Annotated in this window: 17 protein-coding genes; 10 read left to right on the plus strand and 7 right to left on the minus strand. The window is 60.8% G+C overall.

What is annotated here, in order from left to right; genetic code table 11:
- The first annotated feature begins 9 nt into the window (after positions 1-9).
- The 7 genes from HDE75_RS12295 to HDE75_RS12325 are packed head-to-tail and all read left to right on the plus strand — an operon-like array spanning position 10 to position 5,378.
- Positions 10-1,575, plus strand: coding sequence for a hypothetical protein (locus tag HDE75_RS12295; protein ID WP_183677391.1), 1,566 nt, complete (start codon positions 10-12; stop codon positions 1,573-1,575).
- Positions 1,572-2,225, plus strand: coding sequence for a hypothetical protein (locus HDE75_RS12300; protein ID WP_183677390.1), 654 nt, complete (start codon positions 1,572-1,574; stop codon positions 2,223-2,225). Before HDE75_RS12295 ends, HDE75_RS12300 begins: the two co-directional genes overlap by 4 nt.
- Positions 2,222-2,581, plus strand: a complete 360-nt coding sequence (locus HDE75_RS12305; RefSeq protein ID WP_183677389.1) for a hypothetical protein — start codon at positions 2,222-2,224, stop codon at positions 2,579-2,581. Before HDE75_RS12300 ends, HDE75_RS12305 begins: the two co-directional genes overlap by 4 nt.
- Complete coding sequence (locus tag HDE75_RS12310; RefSeq protein ID WP_183677388.1) at positions 2,578-3,282, plus strand: prepilin-type N-terminal cleavage/methylation domain-containing protein; 705 nt, start codon at positions 2,578-2,580, stop codon at positions 3,280-3,282. Before HDE75_RS12305 ends, HDE75_RS12310 begins: the two co-directional genes overlap by 4 nt.
- A complete protein-coding gene (locus HDE75_RS12315) occupies positions 3,282-4,049 on the plus strand; it encodes an ABC transporter permease (protein WP_183677387.1) in 768 nt (255 codons plus the stop codon). Before HDE75_RS12310 ends, HDE75_RS12315 begins: the two co-directional genes overlap by 1 nt.
- Positions 4,049-4,771 (plus strand): hypothetical protein, encoded by a 723-nt coding sequence (locus HDE75_RS12320; RefSeq protein WP_183677386.1) that lies wholly within the window; start codon positions 4,049-4,051, stop codon positions 4,769-4,771. Before HDE75_RS12315 ends, HDE75_RS12320 begins: the two co-directional genes overlap by 1 nt.
- Positions 4,772-4,805: 34 nt before the next feature.
- Entirely contained in the window at positions 4,806-5,378 is a 573-nt protein-coding gene (locus HDE75_RS12325; protein WP_183677385.1) for a prepilin-type N-terminal cleavage/methylation domain-containing protein, read from the plus strand.
- 55 nt (positions 5,379-5,433) lie between these two features.
- Here the strand turns inward: HDE75_RS12325 and lanKC are convergent, their stop codons facing one another.
- Positions 5,434-8,154, minus strand: coding sequence for a class III lanthionine synthetase LanKC (gene lanKC, locus HDE75_RS12330; protein WP_183677384.1), 2,721 nt, complete (start codon positions 8,152-8,154; stop codon positions 5,434-5,436).
- Between the two features lie 42 nt (positions 8,155-8,196).
- Entirely contained in the window at positions 8,197-8,475 is a 279-nt protein-coding gene (locus HDE75_RS12335) for a hypothetical protein (protein ID WP_183677383.1), read from the minus strand.
- 277 nt (positions 8,476-8,752) lie between these two features.
- Between HDE75_RS12335 and HDE75_RS12340 the strand changes: the two genes are divergently transcribed.
- Both HDE75_RS12340 and HDE75_RS12345 read left to right on the plus strand, forming a co-directional pair.
- Positions 8,753-13,249 carry a PAS domain-containing protein gene (locus HDE75_RS12340; RefSeq protein WP_183677382.1) on the plus strand — a complete coding sequence of 1,499 codons (4,497 nt, stop codon included), beginning with the start codon at positions 8,753-8,755 and terminating at the stop codon, positions 13,247-13,249.
- On the plus strand, positions 13,246-14,169 hold the full coding sequence (locus HDE75_RS12345; RefSeq protein WP_183677381.1) for a diguanylate cyclase domain-containing protein: 924 nt from the start codon (positions 13,246-13,248) through the stop codon (positions 14,167-14,169). The genes HDE75_RS12340 and HDE75_RS12345 overlap by 4 nt, the downstream gene beginning before the upstream one ends.
- Here the strand turns inward: HDE75_RS12345 and HDE75_RS12350 are convergent.
- Positions 14,166-15,017: an oxidoreductase gene (locus tag HDE75_RS12350; RefSeq protein ID WP_183677380.1), complete on the minus strand. Its 852-nt coding sequence runs from the start codon at positions 15,015-15,017 to the stop codon at positions 14,166-14,168. The two genes, HDE75_RS12345 and HDE75_RS12350, sit on opposite strands and share 4 nt — an antisense overlap.
- 127 nt (positions 15,018-15,144) lie before the next feature.
- On the opposite strand from HDE75_RS12350, the gene HDE75_RS12355 reads away from it, so the two are divergent.
- Positions 15,145-16,050 carry a LysR family transcriptional regulator gene (locus HDE75_RS12355; RefSeq protein ID WP_183677379.1) on the plus strand — a complete coding sequence of 302 codons (906 nt, stop codon included), beginning with the start codon at positions 15,145-15,147 and terminating at the stop codon, positions 16,048-16,050.
- On the opposite strand, the gene HDE75_RS12360 is transcribed toward HDE75_RS12355, so the two are convergent.
- Genes HDE75_RS12360 through HDE75_RS12375 form a run of 4 tightly spaced genes read right to left on the minus strand, consistent with a single transcriptional unit; the run spans position 16,041 to position 19,339 of the window.
- On the minus strand, positions 16,041-16,505 hold the full coding sequence (locus HDE75_RS12360) for a MaoC family dehydratase (RefSeq protein WP_183677378.1): 465 nt from the start codon (positions 16,503-16,505) through the stop codon (positions 16,041-16,043). The genes HDE75_RS12355 and HDE75_RS12360 overlap by 10 nt on opposite strands.
- Positions 16,498-16,989, minus strand: coding sequence for a MaoC family dehydratase (locus HDE75_RS12365; RefSeq protein ID WP_183677377.1), 492 nt, complete (start codon positions 16,987-16,989; stop codon positions 16,498-16,500). Before HDE75_RS12365 ends, HDE75_RS12360 begins: the two co-directional genes overlap by 8 nt.
- Positions 16,986-18,131, minus strand: coding sequence for an acyl-CoA dehydrogenase family protein (locus HDE75_RS12370; RefSeq protein WP_183677376.1), 1,146 nt, complete (start codon positions 18,129-18,131; stop codon positions 16,986-16,988). The genes HDE75_RS12365 and HDE75_RS12370 overlap by 4 nt, the downstream gene beginning before the upstream one ends.
- Before the next feature lie 17 nt (positions 18,132-18,148).
- On the minus strand, positions 18,149-19,339 hold the full coding sequence (locus tag HDE75_RS12375; RefSeq protein WP_183677375.1) for an acyl-CoA dehydrogenase family protein: 1,191 nt from the start codon (positions 19,337-19,339) through the stop codon (positions 18,149-18,151).
- Positions 19,340-19,875: the final 536 nt, after the last annotated feature.

Here is a 19,875-nt window from a genome sequence, read left to right on the forward strand (position 1 = left end):
GAAACGATCATGTCCCGTAAACAACTCTTTTATCTCACCAGCGACACCCTGACCGCCTACGACTGGCGCCAGGGCGCCTTCGGTCCTGGCCAGGTTTTTCCTGCCAGCGCGGCCGGACTCGACGCTTTCGCGGCCTGGCTGCAAGACCCCAGCGAGCAACGGCAACGCGTACCCGCCTATCTGCTGACGGACTTGATCGAAGAAGATTTCCAGCGCCAGCTGCTGCCCCATGTACGCGGCAAGGCGGGCCGCGCGCTGCTGGCGCGGCGCCTGGGCCAGTTGTACCGCGACACGCCCTATCGTGGCAGCAACCTGCTGGGCCGGGAAGAAACGGGCCGCCGCGATGACCAGCTACTGTTTTTTGCGCTGACCAATCCTGCGCTGCTGCAACCCTGGACGGACGTGCTGGACCAGTTGTCCATCCCGGTGGCCGGCATCTATTCGACCAGCCTGCTGAGCATTGCGCTGGTAAAAAAACTGGCGCTACCGCATGAACACTTGCTGCTGGTGACGCAACAATCGGGCGGCTTGCGGCAAAGCTATTACGAGCAGGGAGAGTTGCGCTTTTCGCGCCAGACGCCGGCCATTGCGCTCGACGGCGTGGCCGTCAATATCGCGCTGGAAACGGAAAAGACGCGGCAATTCCTGACCAGCACGCGCATGCTGGCGCGCGGCGACGTATTACATACCGTCATCCTGGCGCCCACTGCCCAGATCGCCAAGCTGGCACAAATATGTGAAAACGGCATCGAAGTGGCGTATCACTTCATCGACCTGCAGACCGCCAGCGAGCGCGTGGGTTTGAAAACGGCGCCGCTGCTGGCCGATGCATTGCTGCTGAGCTTATTGGGCAAACGGCCGCCAGCCAGCCATTATCCGCCGGGCACGCTGGCCCGCCACCGCCATGTGCAGCGCACCCGCACCGCGCTGTATGGCGCCAGCATCGCGCTGGGCACGCTGGCCGTCATATGGAGTGCGGTCAACTTGCTGGGCGGCTTGCAGGATGGCTCAGAGACCACGCGGCTACGGCAGGAAACGGCCTCGTACCAGGAACGCTACCGCCAGCTCATGTCCGGCATGCCACCGGCGCCGGCCAAGACGCAAACCATGAAAACGGCCGTCACCGTGGAACGCATGCTCAGCAGCCAGGCGCCGGAGCCGGGCCGCCTGCTGGCCATTCTCAGTGCGGCGCTCGATGGAGCGCCGCAAGTGCGGCTGAACCAGCTGCACTGGAATGCAGGGCCGCCACCTGCGCGGACAACGTCCGGTGCGCAAGCGGCGCCGCAAGGCCAGGCGGCGCCAGCCATCGCCAGTACACTGGCCGGTATCCCGGCGGCGCCTGCACAAGCCTTGCGCCTGGAAGCCGATGTCGATATGCCACGCAATGATTACCGCAGCGCATTGGCCGCCATCACCGCCTTTGCGCAAGATCTGGCGCGCCAGCCGCGCCTGCGCGTGGAAATCGAGGAAGCGCCGCTCGATTTGCGGCCCGGCGTGTCCCTGAGCGGCAAGAGCACCGCGCCGGCGCCGGATGGCCATGCGCGCTTCACCGTCTTGCTTGTGTGGCAGCCATGAGCGGCCCCGTCAAATCGCCGCCCTTGCCCGGCATGAAAAAAGCCGTCGCCGCCGCACGCCCCGCACCGTGGTGGCTGGCCGAACTGCACAGGCTAAGACCCGCCCTGCTGTGCGCCGCCTTGACAGTGGCGGCCAGTCTGCTGGTACTCGGATTGAGCTACCGCTACGCCGACCACCAGCGCGATGAACGGGAACTGGCGCGCCAGGCCCGCGCGACAGCGGCCAACCGGTTTAATCAGGTGGAAACGGAAAAGCGCGATATCCGCGCCTATGAACCGGCGTTCCTGGCCTTGCGCCAGCGGGGCTTGATCGGCGAGGAAAACCGCCTGGCCTGGATCGATACCATCCGCCACAGCCAGGAAGAACGCAAGCTGCTCACTATCAGCTATGACATCAGCGCCCGCCAAGTACTGAAAGTGCCACCGGCGCTTTCCATGGGGACGCTGCAGTTACGGGGCACGCCCATGCGGCTGCAGATGGACTTGCTGCACGAAATGGATATGCTGAACCTGCTGGACGACTTGCGCCAGGCCGGCTACTTTGCGGTGCACGATTGCAGCATCAAGCGTAACACTGCAGCGGCTACCTTGAGCGCCGAGTGCGGCTTGTTGTGGCTGACGTTGGGCAATACCGGAACGGAGCGCCCATGAAGCGTTTAATAATCATTTTGCTCGTCACTATGCCGGCGCAGGCACAGCCTCCCCAGTTGGGGCGGCTGTTTTCCTCACCAGAACAGCGGGCCCAGCTTGACGCCCAGCGCTATGGTGCGCCGCCCGCCGACAAGGCCGCCCCGGCAACGCCGCCAGAACCGCCGCCACCGGTGGAATTGAACGGCGTGGTACAGCGCAGCAGCGGCCATTCCACCATCTGGCTGAACCAGTCGCCGCACAACGATACCAAGGGCACCTTGCGCCTGTCGAATGGCTTGCCACTGCGCTTGAAACCGGGCCAGCGCTACGATCCGGCGAGCGGCACCATCAAGGACGTGATCGAGGTGCAGCCATGAAGCCGCAGCATCAAGCGGGCTTCAGCCTGATCGAAATCGCCATCGTGCTCGTCATCGTGGGCTTGATGATAGGCGGCCTGGTCACACCTTTGACGGTGCAACTGGAGCAGCGCAAGGTAGCGGAAACGCAAAAGTCGCTGGAAGACGCGCGCGAAGCGTTGACGGGCTTTGCCGTGCGTTATGGCTACCTGCCCTGCCCCGCCATTTCCGCCATGAATGGATTGGAAGACCGTAGCGGCACCCGCTGCACGGAAGAGAAACGCTCTGGCTTCTTGCCATGGGCCACGTTGGGGTTGCGCAAGAGCGACAGCTGGAACAATCTGTTCCGCTACAGCGTTACGTCGGCCTTCAGCGACAGCGAACAGCAATTTGGCCTGGCGACACCGCGCGATATCAGCATCGCCACGCGCGACGGCGGCCCGTTGACGCAAGCCACCGCCCTCAACGACATTCCCGCCGTGATCATGTCCCATGGCAAGAACGGCTTTGGCGCCACCAGCGCGCAGGGCCAGCGCCAGGTGGCCCAGGCAGATGCTGGCAATCTCGATGAGCGCAACAACATTGCCAGTAACACGCTCTTTATCAGCCGCGCCGCCAGCACGGGCTTGCAGGCGGGCGGCAGCTTCGACGACATGGTCGTGTGGCTGTCGCCCAATATCCTGTTCAACCGCATGGTCACGGCGCAAAGGCTGCCACGCTGATGCACTCGTCCATCATCCTCATCGCCCGCTACACCTTGCTCGAAGCGCTGCGCAGCAAGCTGCTGTGGCTATTTCTGCTGGCTGCCTGCGCCGCGCTGGGCTTGTCCGGCTTTTTGCGGCAGCTGGCTCTGACGGAAAGCCTGGCCGTGCAGGCCGCGCTGCTGGCAGCCGTGCTGCGCCTGGCCAGCGTGTTCCTGCTCGCCACGTTTATCGTCACCAGCATGGCCCGCGAAGCAGCCGACAAAGGCACCGAATTGCTGCTGGCCCTGCCCATGCCGCGCTCCAGCTATTTGTTGGGCAAGCTGGGCGGCTATGCGGCATTGGCGGCCGTGCCGGCGCTGCTGTTTGGCGCCTTGACGGCCTTGTTTGCACCGGCTGCACAAAGCGCGTTGTGGGCGATTTCCCTGCTGGGTGAATTATGGATAGTCGCCGCCTTCAGCCTGCTGTGCGCGGCCAGCCTGCAGCACGCCTTGCCGGCGCTGGCGGCCAGCAGCGGCTTTTATGTGCTGGCGCGCAGCGTGGGCGGCTTGCAACTGCTGGCCCATAGCCCAGGCAGCGGGCCGTCGTGGCCGCGACAGGCCATGGCCAGCAGCATCGATGGCCTGGCCTTGCTGCTGCCGCGCCTGGACAATTTCACGCGCACGGAATGGCTGCTGTACGCCACCGGTGACTGGCATGCGCTGGGCATGGTGGCGGCGCAAACGGCCATTTACGTGACCTTGCTGGCTGCCTGCGCGCTATGCGACTTTTATCGCAGGAATATCTGATGATTAACCGCCTGCGCCCAATGGCTAGCGTACCCAGGTCAGTATGGCTGCTGCTGGCTTGCGCCCTGCTGCTGCAACTGGGCTGGCGCTGGAATCAGAACAACGATGCAGTCCAAGCGGAGCAGCTACCGGCTCCGCCGCCCTTGGCCGCCGTCCGCCTGGCCAGCCTGGGCGACCCGCTGGCCATGGCCAAGGGCTGGCTGCTGTATCTGCAAGCGTTTGAAGACCAGCCCGGCGTCAGCCTGCCGTGGCGCAGCCTCGATTACGATCATCTTGCTGGCTGGCTGGAAACAGGACTGGCGCTTGATCCACGCAGCCAGTACGCGCTGGTGGCGGCCAGCGAAGTCTATGCGGGCGTGTCCGACCCGGTCCGTACGCGGCGCATGCTCGATTTTGTCGCCCGTAGTTTTCACGACGATCCCGCGCATCGCTGGCCCGCCATGGCGCAAGCCACATTGACGGCCAAGCACCAGCTGCACGACTTGCCGCTGGCCCTGGCCTATGCCCGCCAGCTGCGCCTGCAAACGGCAGGCGTGCGGGTGCCGCCGTGGGTACGCGAAATGGAAGCCTTTATCCTGGAAGACATGGACCAGCTGGACAGCGCGCAAATCGTGCTCGGCGGCCTGATCCAGGATGGCCAGATCACCGACCCGCACGAACTGGCCTTCCTCGCGCGCCGCCTCGATACCTTGGGAAGAAAGTTATCAAAAAATGTACAATAGCCTGCCACTGGCAGCTTCTTTGAAAGGAAACGCCATGTCTCACCATCGCCAATCCGGTTTCACTCTGGTTGAAATCGCCATCGTCCTTGTCATCATCGGCTTGCTGCTGGGCGGCGTGTTGAAAGGACAGGGCTTGATCGACAGCGCCAAGGTGAAAAACATCATCCAGCAATCGAATTCGCTGACGGCCGCCGTGAATGCCTACCAGGACAAATTCCGCGCCCTGCCCGGCGACGATATCCAGGCCACCCTGCACGTACCGAACGCAGCCGGCAATGGCAATGGCGATGGGCAAATCGGCGATGGCCAGCCGCGCGAATTCACGCTGGCGCCGCAACACCTGGCGCTGGGCGGCTTCATTACCGGCTCGTTCAACGGCACCAGCCAGTTCATGACCAGCGCCCAGGGCGGCGCCGTCTACCTGTACAACGACGAAGTGGGCGGACGCGCCGGCAACGGCATCCGCTTCGACAACCTGCCCGAAGGCTATGCCGAACAAATCGATAGCAAGCTCGACGACGGCGTCGCCACCACCGGCTCCGTACGCGCTACCCAGCCGTATGGCAATACGGGCGCGATCATTCCCCGCACTGCCGTGTTTTTCTGAACGGCTCTGGCAAGCCTGGCATGGGCATGCCAACCAGGGCTGGCATGCCGCATGTTTAATCGGCGTCGAGCAAATGATCCAGCATGAAGTTCAGATTCGGTCCGCCGCCTTGCAGACGATGCAGGAACAGGGCAATACCGGCTGCGCCGCAAGCGTAGTCGGAACTGATCTTTGCCTGATCCAGCGCCACAAAAGCGGAGCCGGTTTCGCGTGGCAACTCGAAAAGCTTCAAACCGTGCGACAGCCGATGGGCCAACCCCAGGTACGAGTCGTCGTCCAGCATCTGATGAGCATCGAGCAGGTAGTTACCCATCCCGGCCAGACCGGTGAACAGGTCTGGCGACACCGAGTACTTCTGTGCCACGGCAACCTTGATAGCATCGATAAAATCACGATACATGGGACGCTTCGTCACCATATAAAACCGCAGTGCCACACTGCCCACGCCGGCACTGCCATACGCCAGGTACGGCAACAGGATACTGTTCGCACCGGCTGAGTGGCGAGGAAAGCCAATTCCTCCCTCGATGCGCCGGCCGCACGCCATATCAAAACGCAATCCTTGCTCGCCCGTCTCCAGATACCGCGGCGTCCCTGTGACGCGGTAGGCATACAAGAGGAATAGGGCGATGCCGCTGGCCCCCGTCAGCAGGCCGACAGCAGCGCCATCTGCCGCCGCCGGGTCTTCCCAAGCACACCCATCTTGCGTCGGAATCGCTGCCTCGCACACGATATCGGCGATCCGGATGGCTTCCGTCAGATAGGCTTCAGAGCCAGTCTGCTGCCAGAAATACAGATTGGCCAGTCCGTAGCCAGCAGCGCCGTGGCCCAGCGACATCTTTTGAAAGAGGAGCGGGTGCAAGCTGGCCGACTTGATGGCGGCAACCGCCATCTTCTGCCTTCCCAGCGAAGCGAGTACCCATGCAGCCCCGGCCAACCCGTTCATCAGGCCGGGCCGCTGCCCCGCCGCATGAAACCTGCGCCGTATCCATTCGTCGAACTGCGGCGGCAGTTCCTTGTTCACCTGGTGCCAGACATAGGCGATACCCAGCATACCGTGGTCCACCGTCATGGGATCGGTCAATGCTGAGCCGACAGGAAATACCCGCTCGCTTTGCCCCGTATCCATCACGCTGGTCTGATACGCATAGATTGCCTTGAGCATGCGGCGACAATCCGCCACATCGCGCTCTGCCGTATTGCTTGCCATGGAAATACCATGACCATAGCCGGCAACACCCACCTCCACGCCCTGGCGCAAGCTGGCAGCTATCTGGACAAGATCGACCTCGCGATTATCTAATAAATGTTTTACGCATGTGATAAAGTATTCCGGAAGATCGATTTCCTTCGCCACTTCCGAAAAGAATACTTCTACAAAGTCCTCGCGTTTCTGAATCAAGGTCACATTTGGTGCTATCAAGGCCAATAAAGTACAGCCAAGTGCATAATAATCGTCTGAAAATTCGATGCTGACACGATCAAGCCGCTCTTCCGTTCCATAACCAGGCGTAAACATATTAATGGAAGCATCAATTCCCGGCTCCAGCGCACATTCGAAATCAATCAGCTTCAAGGCCAGTGTTTCTGGATTGATCATCACATTGTTCAGTGACAGATCACCGAAAATAATATTACGACCATGCAGCTTGACAAAGATATCGAGCAGATCGACGGCGATCTTCATCGCATTATCCAGCCAAATCTTTAAGGCATCGCCCGAAGTTTCCCCATGAATCAGGCGGTTGGTTTTCACGACATACTGCCGTAACGTAATACCCTCGATAAATTCGGTCGCCAGGAAACAATGGTCCCACTCCTTGAAGAAGTCAAAAGGCCTGGGGCAAATGTTCAGATCGGATATTTTTCCCAATATCCGGAATTCTTTTTGCAGGCGGACGATGGCATCGTTGCCCCTGGCATCGGCGCCCACAAAAGGCCGCGCTTCCTTGACAATGCTCGCTTCCTGGTTTTCCACGTTGCGGCCATAGTAGACACCACCGGCATTGGAAAACTTAATAACGTGCAATATTTCGTACTTCTCACCGAATAAAGGCTTCTCCCCGGAGCGAACTGCATCTTCGTCTTCAACCTCTTCCGGCTCGACAACTGTCTGTTCGAATGGATCGGATACAAAGTCGGGCAATGAAAAGCGGGGCGTACGTGCATCTTCAAAGAATTCGAATTGATCATTCAGGATGCATAGCCTGTTACCGCCATCGACATCGATCTCGGGAAACCGGTGGAAGCCACCATAGCGGTAATGCAGTACGCGAGAATCCTGATATTGCATATCAGATAATATATGTGGCCCCTGCTCCCCCTGCAACGGCCCATACAGCGCAGCGAGCATGGCCTTGAACACCGCGAGGCTGGGAGGATAGATGGTGATGAATTTGCCGCCTGAACCACGCGCACAATTTTTCGACAGCAGCCGCGTCAGGATTTTCGGATCGCTGGCAAACTTGAAATCAACCCCGAATTCCACGCAAATCGGCACAACCTTGGACAGTATATCCGCCGCAGATGCATGAATAGCTGAAACATGTATCTTCCAGCCTTGGGCGACATTGATCACCGAGGGTGACATGGCGTGGGTCCAGAAACTTTCCTGCTTCAAACGCCAGATTTTCGGCAATAGTGCCGACACTTGGTCATGGTATTGGTGTGAAGGCTGGTAGGACGATTGCGGAAGAAAAATATGCGGATCAGGTTTCAACAATTTCAAGGGCGCGTGCAATTTTCTTCCTTTTTCAATACGTTGATGATGACGCAAAGGCCGAGCGCTCAACCTTCACGTCATATTTTCTATCGACGATTAACGGCAATCGTTGCTGGCAGTGCTCCACTCATCAGCCTGGACGGTTTGGCAACGATTGCTGGCAGTGCTCCAGGAATCGACCTCCACTGTTTTACCACCGCTCACTTCGGCAAGTTCCTGCAAATCCAGCACTTTCATCTTGTTTTTAGCCTGGTCTACTGCCTTGACACTATTTGCCATTACCGTTCCTTTAATAAAATAAAAGCACAGCATTTCTTTGAAAAAGAAAGCAATGCGAATCAATGATAATAAGAATGCCAAAAAAAATATTGGCAATTAAGTATCTATTAAAAATGAAATTCCTGTCAACGTCTTTCATGATTTCATGTAAAAAATTATCTCGCCTTTGAAAGCCATGATTGTTAATTTCAAATAATATTTACTTCACATTTATTTGCATCAGGATGTCTGTTCTTTCCTGCTAAACTAAATTCAATATATTGCAATGCAAGAAGCGCGGTGGCATACCTCGGTCTTTACCGGTAAGCTTGTCATCAGCATGCATTTCAACTAGCATCGTTTCATTCCTCGCATCTTTCTGGGAGTTCGCCGCTTGCACGATTTGCCTTCGATACGCGCAAGAATCTCGCGGCTCGTGCTGGCCTGGGCCGTGCCGACAGCGATCGTCTTCGCGCTGCTGGCCACGCAAAGCTACCGGCGCGAGCGCGATCACGTTGTCAGCGAAACGGCGCAGGCGGCGCGCGCGCTCAGCGCCACCGTCGAACGCGATATCGACGGCGCCCGCATGGCGGCCTATGTGCTGGGCAACTCGCCCGCCCTGCGCAATAACGATATCGCCGCCCTGCGGGCCCAGGCGGCCAGCCTGCTGCGTCCCGGCTTTGCCGTCAGCGCCTTTGTTTTGTCCGACACGGCGGGCCATCAGTTATTCGACACCGCCCTGCCCCTGCAGGCCACGCCGCCCGACCTCACGCCCAAGGCCGCCGCCAGCATGCAGCGCACGGTCGATCGCGGGCAGCCCCGCTTGACCAGCCTGCCTTCAGGGGCGCCGGAAATGCCGCAAATGGCCTGGAGCACGCCGCTGGCTAAGGGCAATGGAGCGCCGTTGATCCTCACGGCGCTGTATCCCGCCAACTATCTGCCGGGCGTGATGCGCGAACTGGGCATGCCGTCCTATCTGAGCGCCGCCATCATCAATGCCGACGGCATCAACGTGGCGCGCACGCGCGATCCGCAACGCTATGTGGGGCAGCGCAGCATGCCGCAACTGCTGGAACAGCTGCTGCAGACGCGCGACGGCATGGTGCGCCATGAATCGATGGAAGGGCTGGACGTCTACACGGGCTTTCACCGCGCCCGCGATGACGCCTGGACGGCGGCCGTCACCATGCGCACGGCCACCGTCAGTGAAGCCCTGCTGCGGTCAGTGCTGACAGGTTCGGCGATCCTGGCCCTGCTGCTGGGCGCGGCCTTTGCGCTGGCCTGGAAAATGGGCGGCCGCCTGGCCTACACGCTGCAGACCCTGACGGCGCAGATACAGGCGCTGGCGCAAGGCCAGCGGCTGGCGCCCGGCCGCCATACGACACGCGAATCGGCCAATATGGCGCAGGCACTGGCCACCCTGGAAAGCGATCTGCAGCGTCACCGCACGCAGCTCGAAAGCCTGGTGGCGGAACGCACGCTGGCGCTGGAGCAATCCACGCGCCTGCTGGCCACCGTGTATGCGACGGCCCCCATCGGCCTCATTTTCGTCGATCACGACCTGCGCATCGTGATGATCAACGACTACCTGGCCGCCCTCAATGCCACGCCAGCGGCCAGCCATATCGGCCGTCCCCTGTCGGAAATGATCTTCAACGATGGCGTGCGAACGGAAGTGGAACGGGGCTTGCGGCAGGTTTTACAGACCGGAAAAGCCATCGTCAATATCGAAATGAAAGGCTATAACGGCGAGAATCACGACGAACCCAGCGATTGGATCGTGTCTTACCACCCGATTTTCGGGCCGGAACAGCAGTTATTGGGGGTCTCTGGCCTGTTGCTCGACATTACGGAGCGCCGCCGCACTGAAGCGGAATTTCGCCACTCGCGGCATCTGTTCGGCACTATCATAGAAAATATTCCAGCAATGGTTTTCGTCAAGCGCGCCGACAGGCTGAGCTTTGAGATGGTCAACCGCCATGCCGAACTGACTTTGGGCCGTTCGCGCGAGCAATTGCTGGGCAAGACCGACCATGACTTCTTTCCGCCACAGCAGGCCGCCGCCTTCATCAACGCCGACCGCAAGCTGCTGGCCACGGGACAAATGGTGGAAATCGAACAGGAAGCGATCAATACGGCCGATGGCACGACACGTTATTTCACTACGCGCAAGGTGGTCTTGCGCGACGACGCCGGCCGCGCCAGCCATGTGCTGGGCGTGTCCATCGATATCAGCGAACGCAAGCGGGCCACGGAAGTGCTGCACGCCACCACCTTACGCCTGGAGCAAAGCGAACGTTTCATCCGCACCGTCACCGACAATCTGCCGGGCATGGTGTCGTACTGGGGCCGCGACTTGCGCTGCCGTTTCGCCAACCAGTTTTATACCGAGTGCTTCGGCCGCAGCAGTGCCGAACTCGATGGCATCCATATGAGCGACCTACTGGGAGAGGAACTGTTCAAGGTCTACATGCCCCATGTGGAAGGGGTGCTGGCCGGCCGCCCGCAAAGTTTCGAGCGTGACCTGCCCGCCCCGCAAGGCGAAGTACTGCATACCTGGACAAATTACATTCCCGACTTCGACGACGAGGGCGGCGTGCGTGGCTTCTTCGTGCTCGGCTCGGATGTCTCTGAACTCAAGCGCACGGAATTGCGCCTGCAGGAACTGAACGAGCAGATGGTGCGCGCACGCGACAAGGCGGAGGCGGCCAGCATCGCCAAAAGCAACTTCGTGGCCAATATGAGCCATGAAATCCGCACGCCGATGAACGCCATCATCGGCCTGGCGCGCCTGCTGGAAGAGTCGCCGCTGGAACGGCGCGAGCGCAGCTATGTCAGCAAGATCCAGATGGCCACGCAGTCGCTGCTGGGCATCGTCAACGACGTGCTCGACTTCTCGAAGATCGAGGCGGGCCAGCTGGTGCTGGAACAGCGCCGCTTCCAGCTTGAACGCATGCTGGCCAGTATCGGCGTGCTGCTGGCCAGCGGCGCCTGGGCGCGTGGCGTGGAACCCGTCTTCGTACTGGACCCGCGCGTGCCTGCCGAACTGATAGGCGATGCGCTGCGCGTGGAACAGATCCTCATCAACCTGGTCGGCAATGCCGTGAAGTTCACCAGCGACGGTGACGTGGTGCTGGGTATCGACCTGCTGTTCGAGGACGCCGATACCGTCACACTGGAGTTTTCCGTACGCGACACAGGCATCGGCATCGCGGCGGCCGAACAGGAACATATCTTTGACGCTTTTTCACAGGGCGATGGCAGCACCAGCCGCAAATATGGCGGCACGGGGCTGGGACTGGCCATCTGCCGGCGGATGGTGGAGCTGATGGGTGGCAGTCTCAGCGTCAAGAGCACCCTGGGCCAGGGCTCCGACTTCCGCTTCGTCTGCCGCTTCGGCCGGGCCGGACCTGTGCCCGTGCGCAGCCCCGCAGCGCCGCTATCGGTCCTGATCATCGACGATAACGCGAGCGTGCGCAGCATGCTCGAAGCACTGTGTGCGGCGCAGGGCTGGCACAGCCGCAGCGCCGATGGGGGCATGGCCGGCATGGCGCTGCTGCGCAGCCACGCTAGGTGTGACGATGGCAAGCCGCCGGCCGACCTGGTGCTGCTCGACGCGGCCATGCCGGACATCGATGGCATTTCCATGCTGACCGAAGTGCGTGCCGATCCGGCACTCAAGGTGCCACCCGTGATCATGCTGGTGGCCGACCAGGCCAGCGAAAACCTGGAACGCATCGCTGACAGCCTGGCGCTGGCGGGCATCGTATCCAAGCCGGCCACCCCGGCGCGCCTGTTGGCCGCCATCGAAGCGGTGCGCCAGGGCCGCAGCGCGCCGGCCAGCCTGCCCATTTCCACGCCTTTGTCAGGCCTGCTGGCGGGCATGCGCGTGCTGCTGGTGGAAGACAATGAAATCAACCAGGAAGTGGCGCAATACATCCTGCTGCATTCCGGTGCAAGGGTCGCCGTTGCCGCCAATGGCCAGCTGGCCGTCGACCTGCTGGCACGCTCTCCGCGCGATTTCGACGTGGTGCTGATGGACTTGCAGATGCCGGTACTGAACGGCTATGAAGCCACGCAAGCCATCCGCGCGCTCGGCTTGACCGGTTTGCCCATCGTTGCCATGACGGCCAACGCCATGGATGAAGACCGCTTGCGCGCCATCTCCAGCGGCATGAATGCCCATGTGGCCAAGCCGATCGATGTCGATGAGCTGATCCAGACCTTGACGCGGCTGGTGCCAGGCTTGCAGGCAAGCGATACCCAGTCCCAGGCCTCCAGTGAGCATCACGCTGCCGTGGCCATATCCGCCAGCGTACCCGGCATCGACCTGACTGCGGCGCTGCACCGCTTCGGCGGCGATTACGGCGCTTTCCTGGCGCTGCTCAAGCGCTTTGAAAATTCCCAGGGCGACGCCGTCGCCGAGACGCGCCAGTTACTGGCCCAAGGCGAGATGGAACAGGCGCAGCAATTGCTGCACCGCCTGTGCGGCGTGGCGGCCAACCTCGGCGCCAGCGCCGTGGCGGGCTTGAGCGCCAGGGCCGGCAAAGCCATCAAGGCGGGCCAGCGGCAAGCGGGTAGCACGCTGCTGGAGCAGCTGGAGCACGCCATGGGCGTGGTGATCGAAGGCGCGCGCACGCTGCCACTGCCGCTCAGCCATGCAGCACCCGGCGCCAGCCAGATCGACCTGCAGGCAGGATTGGCCGAACTGCTGGACCTGATCTTGAACAACAACTTGAAAGCGCTGGCGCAATTTCACCGGCTGCGTCCAGCCCTGGAGCAATCGGACCGGGAAACGGCGCTGGCATTGGATTATGCGATCGGCACATTACATTTTTCGGACGCAGAAAAACTCGTGCGCGAACAGATGAAACGAGAGGAAAACACGTGAGCTGGACCAATCTTGCCATGAACGGGCGCATTCTGATCGTCGATGACGCCATGGAAAACATCCAGGTCCTGCACCAGTTGCTGCGCGAAGAGCATGAAGTGCTGTTCGCACTGAGTGGTGAAAAAGCGCTGGAAATCGCTGGCAAACAGCTGCCGGACCTGATCCTGCTGGACGCCGTCATGCCCGGCATGGATGGCTACGCCGTCTGCAAGGCCTTGCGCGAATCGGAGGCACTGCAAGCCATCCCCATCATCTTTGTGACGGCCCTGAACCAGCCCGAAGATGAAACGCGGGCACTCGAAGCGGGCGCCGTCGACTTCATCACCAAACCCTTCAACGCGGCCGTGGTGCGGGCACGCGTGCGTACCCAGCTGACCATCAAGCGCCAGGCCGACGCCATGCGCGAGCTGTCGCTGACGGATACACTGACAGGCGTGGCCAACCGGCGCAGCTTCAACGACACCATGGAAAGCGAATGGCGCCGCTGCGCCCGCGACGGCGTGGCGATGGCCATCATCATGGCCGACATCGACCATTTCAAGGATTTCAACGATACCTATGGCCACCAGGCCGGTGACCTTTGCCTTCAGCAGGTCAGCGCCGCCATGCGCCGCTGCGCGACCCGCCCGCCAGACCTGCTGGCACGCTACGGCGGCGAAGAATTCATCGTGCTGCTGCCGCAGGAAACGCGTGAGGGCGCCGAAGTGGTGGCCCAGCGCATCCTGGAAGAAGTGCGCGCCCTGCATATTCCGCACGCCCGGTCCAGCGTGGGCCCGCACGTCACTGTCAGCCTGGGCATGGCCAGCATCCTGCCGGCCGAAGGCATGGACGCCAGCCTGCTGATACGCGCCGCCGACGCCCTGCTGTACCGCGCCAAGCACTCGGGACGCGACCGCTACTGCGCCTCGGAAGTCGATTAGAAATCCGTCGAGCGCGACAGCGCTTCCCAGCGCGCCATTTCCTCTTCCACGAACGCATGCTTGGCCCGCACGCGCTGCAGGGCGTCGCTGCCCAGTTGCAATCGCAATGGCGGCTGCGGCAGATTCACCAGTTGCAGCACGGCGTCGGCCAGCTTGCGCGGATCACCCGGCTGCGACGGCGCGCGCACAGCCGCCCTCACCACTTCGCGCACCACACCGGCAGTGCCTGCATAATCGGCCAGTTTGCTGGCCGCCTGCTGCAGCGAAGCGCCAAACGTGGTGCGGAAGTAGCCAGGCTCGATCACCGTCACCTTGATGCCCAACGGCGCCAGTTCCGCGTGCAGCGACTCGCTCAAGCCTTCGACGGCGAACTTGGTGGCGCCATACACGCCAAAGCCCATGCCTGCGGAATAGCCACCCAGCGACGATACATTGATCACATGGCCGCTGCGCTGGCGGCGCAACTGCGGCAGCACGGCACGGCTCACATTGAGCAGCCCAAGCACGTTGGTGTTGAACACGGCCCGCGCCTCGGTGCCGCTCACTTCCTCGACCGCGCCCGCAATGCCATAGCCAGCATTATTGACCAGCACATCGATGCGCCCGAACTGAGCCACCGCCTGCGCTGCCGCCACATGCGCCGCCGCTTCATCGGTGACGTCCAGCGCCAGCGCCAGCAAACCGGGCTGCTGACCGAAGCGCTGTGTCACATCGGCCGCCAGGCGCGCCGTCGCCACTACCCGATCGCCCGCTGCCAGTGCTGCCGCCACGATTTCGGCGCCCAGGCCACGCGAAGCGCCCGTCACCATCCATACCTTGCTGTCACTACCCTTGTCCTGTGCCTGCATCTTGTTCTCCAGTCTGGCCAGGCCGTGATACGGCCTGCAACCAGAATCCACGATACGCGCCCGATTACCAAAGAAAAATGTGGATACGGTATATTCGGTATGAACCAGCAGTTCATAAAGGAGTATCGTGGATAAAGACAAGCTCGACGGCGTCGCCGTCTTCCTGGCCGTGGCGGAACTGGCCAGCTTCACGGCCGCCGGCGCGCGGCTGGATATTTCCGCCAGCGCCGTCAGCAAGGCCATCCGCGTGCTGGAGCAGCGCCATGGCGTGCCCCTGTTTCGCCGCAGCACGCGCAAGGTGGCCCTGACAGAAGCCGGGGCAACCCTGTTTGCCCGGCTGGCGCCGGCCGTGGGCGATATCGACCTGGCGTTCGAGGAATTGAATGGTTTTCGCAATACGGCTTCGGGCACTTTGCGCCTGAGCATGACGCGCTCGGCCTGCCGGCTGCTGATCGAACCGATGCTGATGCAATTCTGCCGCGACCATCCGCAATTGCAGCTCGACATTACCTTCGATGAAGGCACGGTGGACTTGATCGCCGGCCGCTACGACGCCGGCATACGCCTCGGCGAAGCGCTGGCGCAAGACATGGTGGCCATACGGCTGACACCGCCGCTGGACTGGACCCTGGTTGCCAGCCCCACCTACTTGCAGCGCATGGGCCGGCCCGCCACCCCGCGCGAACTGATGATGCATACCGCCATCACCTACCGTTTCGTGCGTTCCGGCATGCTGCATCATTGGGAATTTGCCGAAGACGGGCGCAATTTCACCGTCGATCTGCCGACACAATTGATCGTCAACGACCGCTCCAAGCTGCTCGACTTCGCCCGCATGGGACTGGGACTGGCTTATGTTGGCGTTTTCGAGGCGCAAGAGGATTTGCAGGCCGGCCGGCTGGAACAGGTTTTACCAGCCTATGTGACGCCCAGCGACGGCCTGCATCTGTACTTCCCGGCCCGCACGCAAGGGCAAGCCAAGCTGCGGGCGCTGATTGAGGCGTTAAGAAAGCAGCATCTGATTCAGGGATAACAGCGCATCAAAAACTCCGCCACGCACACCGGTTTGCTGTCGCCTTCGCGCTCCATGGCCACAGCCCAGTTCACTTGCGCGCCTTCGGGCAAGTCGTCTACCGACAGGATATCGAGGCGCACGCGCAAGCGGCTGTTGACGGGCACGGGCGCCGGGAAGCGCACCTTGTTCAAGCCATAGTTGATCGCCATGCGGATGCCCGACATGGCCAGCGCGCTTTGCAACATGGCCGGCAGCAAGGACAAGGTCAAAAAGCCGTGCGCGACCGTAGCGCCATACGGCGATTCGCGCGCGCAGCGTTCGGCGTCCACATGTATCCATTGATGGTCGTCGGTGGCGTCGGCAAAGGTATCGATGCGCTGCTGGGTAATCGTCAGCCAGTCGGAAACGGCCACATGCTGGCCGGCCAGTTGCTGGAAGCCGCTAATCCCCTCGATATTGACCGCATCACGCATGGACTGCCTCCGCGCCTGGCCTGCGGCCAAACATGCCCATGCCTTCCACCGTGGTGACCAGTTGACCGTGCTGGTTACTCACCTGCCAGACGGAAACGACAATCCCCCGGTCTGGTTTGGAGGTCGATGGCCGTACTTCCTTGACAAAATAGGTAAGGCTAAGCGTATCGCCAGCGCGCACCGGCAACAGCCAGCGTATGCTGTCCAGGCCTGGCGAACCCATGCTCGATGAATGTTTGAGCAGATTATCCACCACCAGCCGCATCATCATGCTGCAGGTATGCCAGCCGCTGGCGATCACGCCTTTGAAGATGGTTTTTTCCGCCGCCGCATGGTCGACGTGAAATGGTTGCGGATCGAAATCAGTGGCAAAGGCAATGATTTCCGCTTCCGTCACATGGCGCTGGCCAAGGTTGATTTCCATGCCTTGCGCAAAGTCTTCGAAATACCAGTATTTGGGCGTCGTCTGAGTCAATGCGGTCATACAGTCTCCAAAGGCAAAAAGCCCGGCTGGGCGATAAAACGTTCGATATGATGATCAATATCGCCCAGGCTTAATGCGATCATGGTCAAACGCTTGAAATGGTGAGCGGCAGGCAATTCGTCCGTCACGCCCATGCCGCCATGCAATTGCACGGCTTGCTGGCCGACAAACGTCGCAGCCTGGTTCACGCGGGCCTTGGCGGCGGACACGATGCGGCGGCGTTCAGCCACATCATCGCTATCGACCTTGGCAGCGGCCAGCATGGCCATCGAGCGCGCCTGCTCCAGGTGAATAAACATATCGGCCATGCGGTGCTGCAAGGCCTGGAACTTGCCGATCGGTGCGCCAAATTGCTGGCGCGTCTTCAGGTATTCCAGGGTGGCAGCGAAAATCGCATCCATGGCGCCCACGGCTTCCGCGCATAGCAGGGTGGCGCCATAATCGAGCGCGGCGTCGAGTATCTCCCAGCCCTGCCCCGCCTGGCCGATCAAGGCTTCCGCGCCCAGCACCACTTGCACCAGGGTGACGGTGGCGGCGCGCTGGCCATCGATGGTGCGGTTATCCTGGATGCTGACGCCCGGCGCATCGACCGGCACCAGGAATAGCGAAATGCCATCCGTGCTACGCTGCTCACCACTGCTGCGGGCCGAAACAATCAGCGAGCCTGCCTGCGCGCCGTGCATCACCACGGTTTTCGTGCCATCGAGTACAAAACCGTTGCCACTGCCGGTAGCTGTAGTGGCGATATCGAACAAGTCGTGGCGCGCCTGGTGCTCGCCGAGCGCACACGCCAGCTTCAAGCTACCGGCCGCCACCTGTTCCAGCACAGCTTCATGGCCACCCGCCAGCGTGAGGAATTTTGCACCGAAAACGGTGGCAAAATAGGGCTCGACCACCAGGCCGCGCCCCAGTTCCTGCATCACCAGCAGCATGTCCACGGCCGTGCCATCGAAACCACCGGCGCTGGACGGCAACGGCAAGGCTGTCATGCCCAGCTCGGCCAAGCCGGCCCAGGCCGCATCCGATACGCCGGCCTCGGAATGGATGATGCTGCGGCGCTTTTCAAACGCATAATCCTTGTCGACCCAGCGCCGCAGCGCATCGGCGAACTGCTGCTGTTCCTGATTAACATTGAAGTCCATAACGTCTCCCTATCGCCTCACAGGCCCAGGATCATCTGCGTGATGATATTTTTTTGAATTTCGTTGGAACCGCCATAGATCGATGTCTTGCGGTAATTGAAGTAGTAGGCGGCCAGCGGCGCGGCCAGGTCATCGCCAAAACTGCTGTGCTCCGTGGCGCCATCGAGGAAAGCCGTATCGAACGGCAAGGCTTGCGGTCCCAATGCTTCCACCATCAATTCCGTCAATTGCTGCTGGATTTCCGAACCGCGCACTTTCAACATCGACGCCTGCGGCCCCGGCCCCTTGCCTTCTTCGCTGATCACGCGCAAGACCGTCATTTCCAGCGCCATCAATTCAATTTCCAGCTGTGCCACTTTCGCCGTGAATGCGGGATCGCGCAGCAGCGGCTGGCCCCGCTTGACTTGCTGCATGGCCAGTTGCTTGAGGAACGTCAATTCGCGCTTGGAGCGGCCCACGGCGGCAATGCCCGTGCGCTCGTGGCCCAACAGATACTTGGCGTAAGTCCAGCCCTTGTTTTCCTGGCCCACCAAGTTGCTTACCGGCACGCGCACATTGTCAAAGAACACTTCATTTACTTCATGTTCTTCATCAAGCATGATGATGGGACGCACGGTAATGCCTGGCGTTTTCATGTCGATCAGCAAGAAGCTGATGCCTTCCTGCTTGCGCACCGTGCTATCGGTGCGCACCAGGCAAAAGATCATGTCGGCATGCTGGCCCAGGGTAGTCCAGGTTTTCTGGCCATTCACGATGTAATCGTCGCCATCGCGCTCGGCCGTGGTTTTCAATGACGCCAGGTCGGAGCCGGCGCCCGGTTCCGAATAGCCCTGGCACCACCAGTCGTCGCAGTTCAAGATGCGCGGCAGATACCAGGCTTTCTGTTCGGCATTGGCAAACGCCATGATGACGGGCGCCACCATATTGACGCCGAACGGCAGGATGGGCGGCGCCCCGGCACGCGCGCACTCGTCTTCCCATATATGGCGCTGCACAGACGTCCAGCCCGTGCCGCCGTATTCAACCGGCCAGGCAGGCGCGGCCCAGCCCTGTTTGGCGACGATCTTGTGCCAGCGCACATAATCATCCTTGGCCAGCCGCAAATGCTGGCGCACCTTGCGCTGCAGCTCAGGCGGCAAATGCGTGTCCAGGAAGGTCCGCGCCGTATCGCGAAACGCATTCTCTTCGGCCGTGAAGTGTAGATCCATCTTCGTCTCCTTGTTTTTATGCGTCGTTGCCTACAGTATGCGCAGGTAGAAGCAGCGCACAAAAAAGCACGATCGTTCTCGAGGATTGTACAACAGAATATCGGGGCACCAGCGCTTTAAGACACTTGCGGCGCCGATAAATCAGTTGGCCCGAGACGATATCATTACCGCCACAACATCAACTGCAAAGCTATTACCCGGCGGTCATAGAATCCCAGTAAAAGAAGCTAAAGTAAGTTACAGAACGCATTTATGATCAAATGGAACTGTACTGTACATTGCTCGAAAAATGCCCTTCTCACTACAAGAACGATTTCGGCCGAAACCAGGCATTCGCGTTGGCGTGACAATGTGTGACTTTCCTCGCTGTGTAATTCCTTATGCTCACGGGCCGCTAGCGGCGAAGAGCAGCCGTTCAATGATGGGGCCAACGATAAGATTTCTGCAATACAATGTAGTTAAGATTGCGAAGTCGATGTTTGGAAGGCCGATTTTACTCTGGCGCTAAGCTGGCCGGAGCCTGCGGCCATCAGCGC

This window comes from Janthinobacterium silvisoli (genome assembly GCF_014200725.1).
Taxonomy (GTDB): domain Bacteria; phylum Pseudomonadota; class Gammaproteobacteria; order Burkholderiales; family Burkholderiaceae_D; genus Janthinobacterium.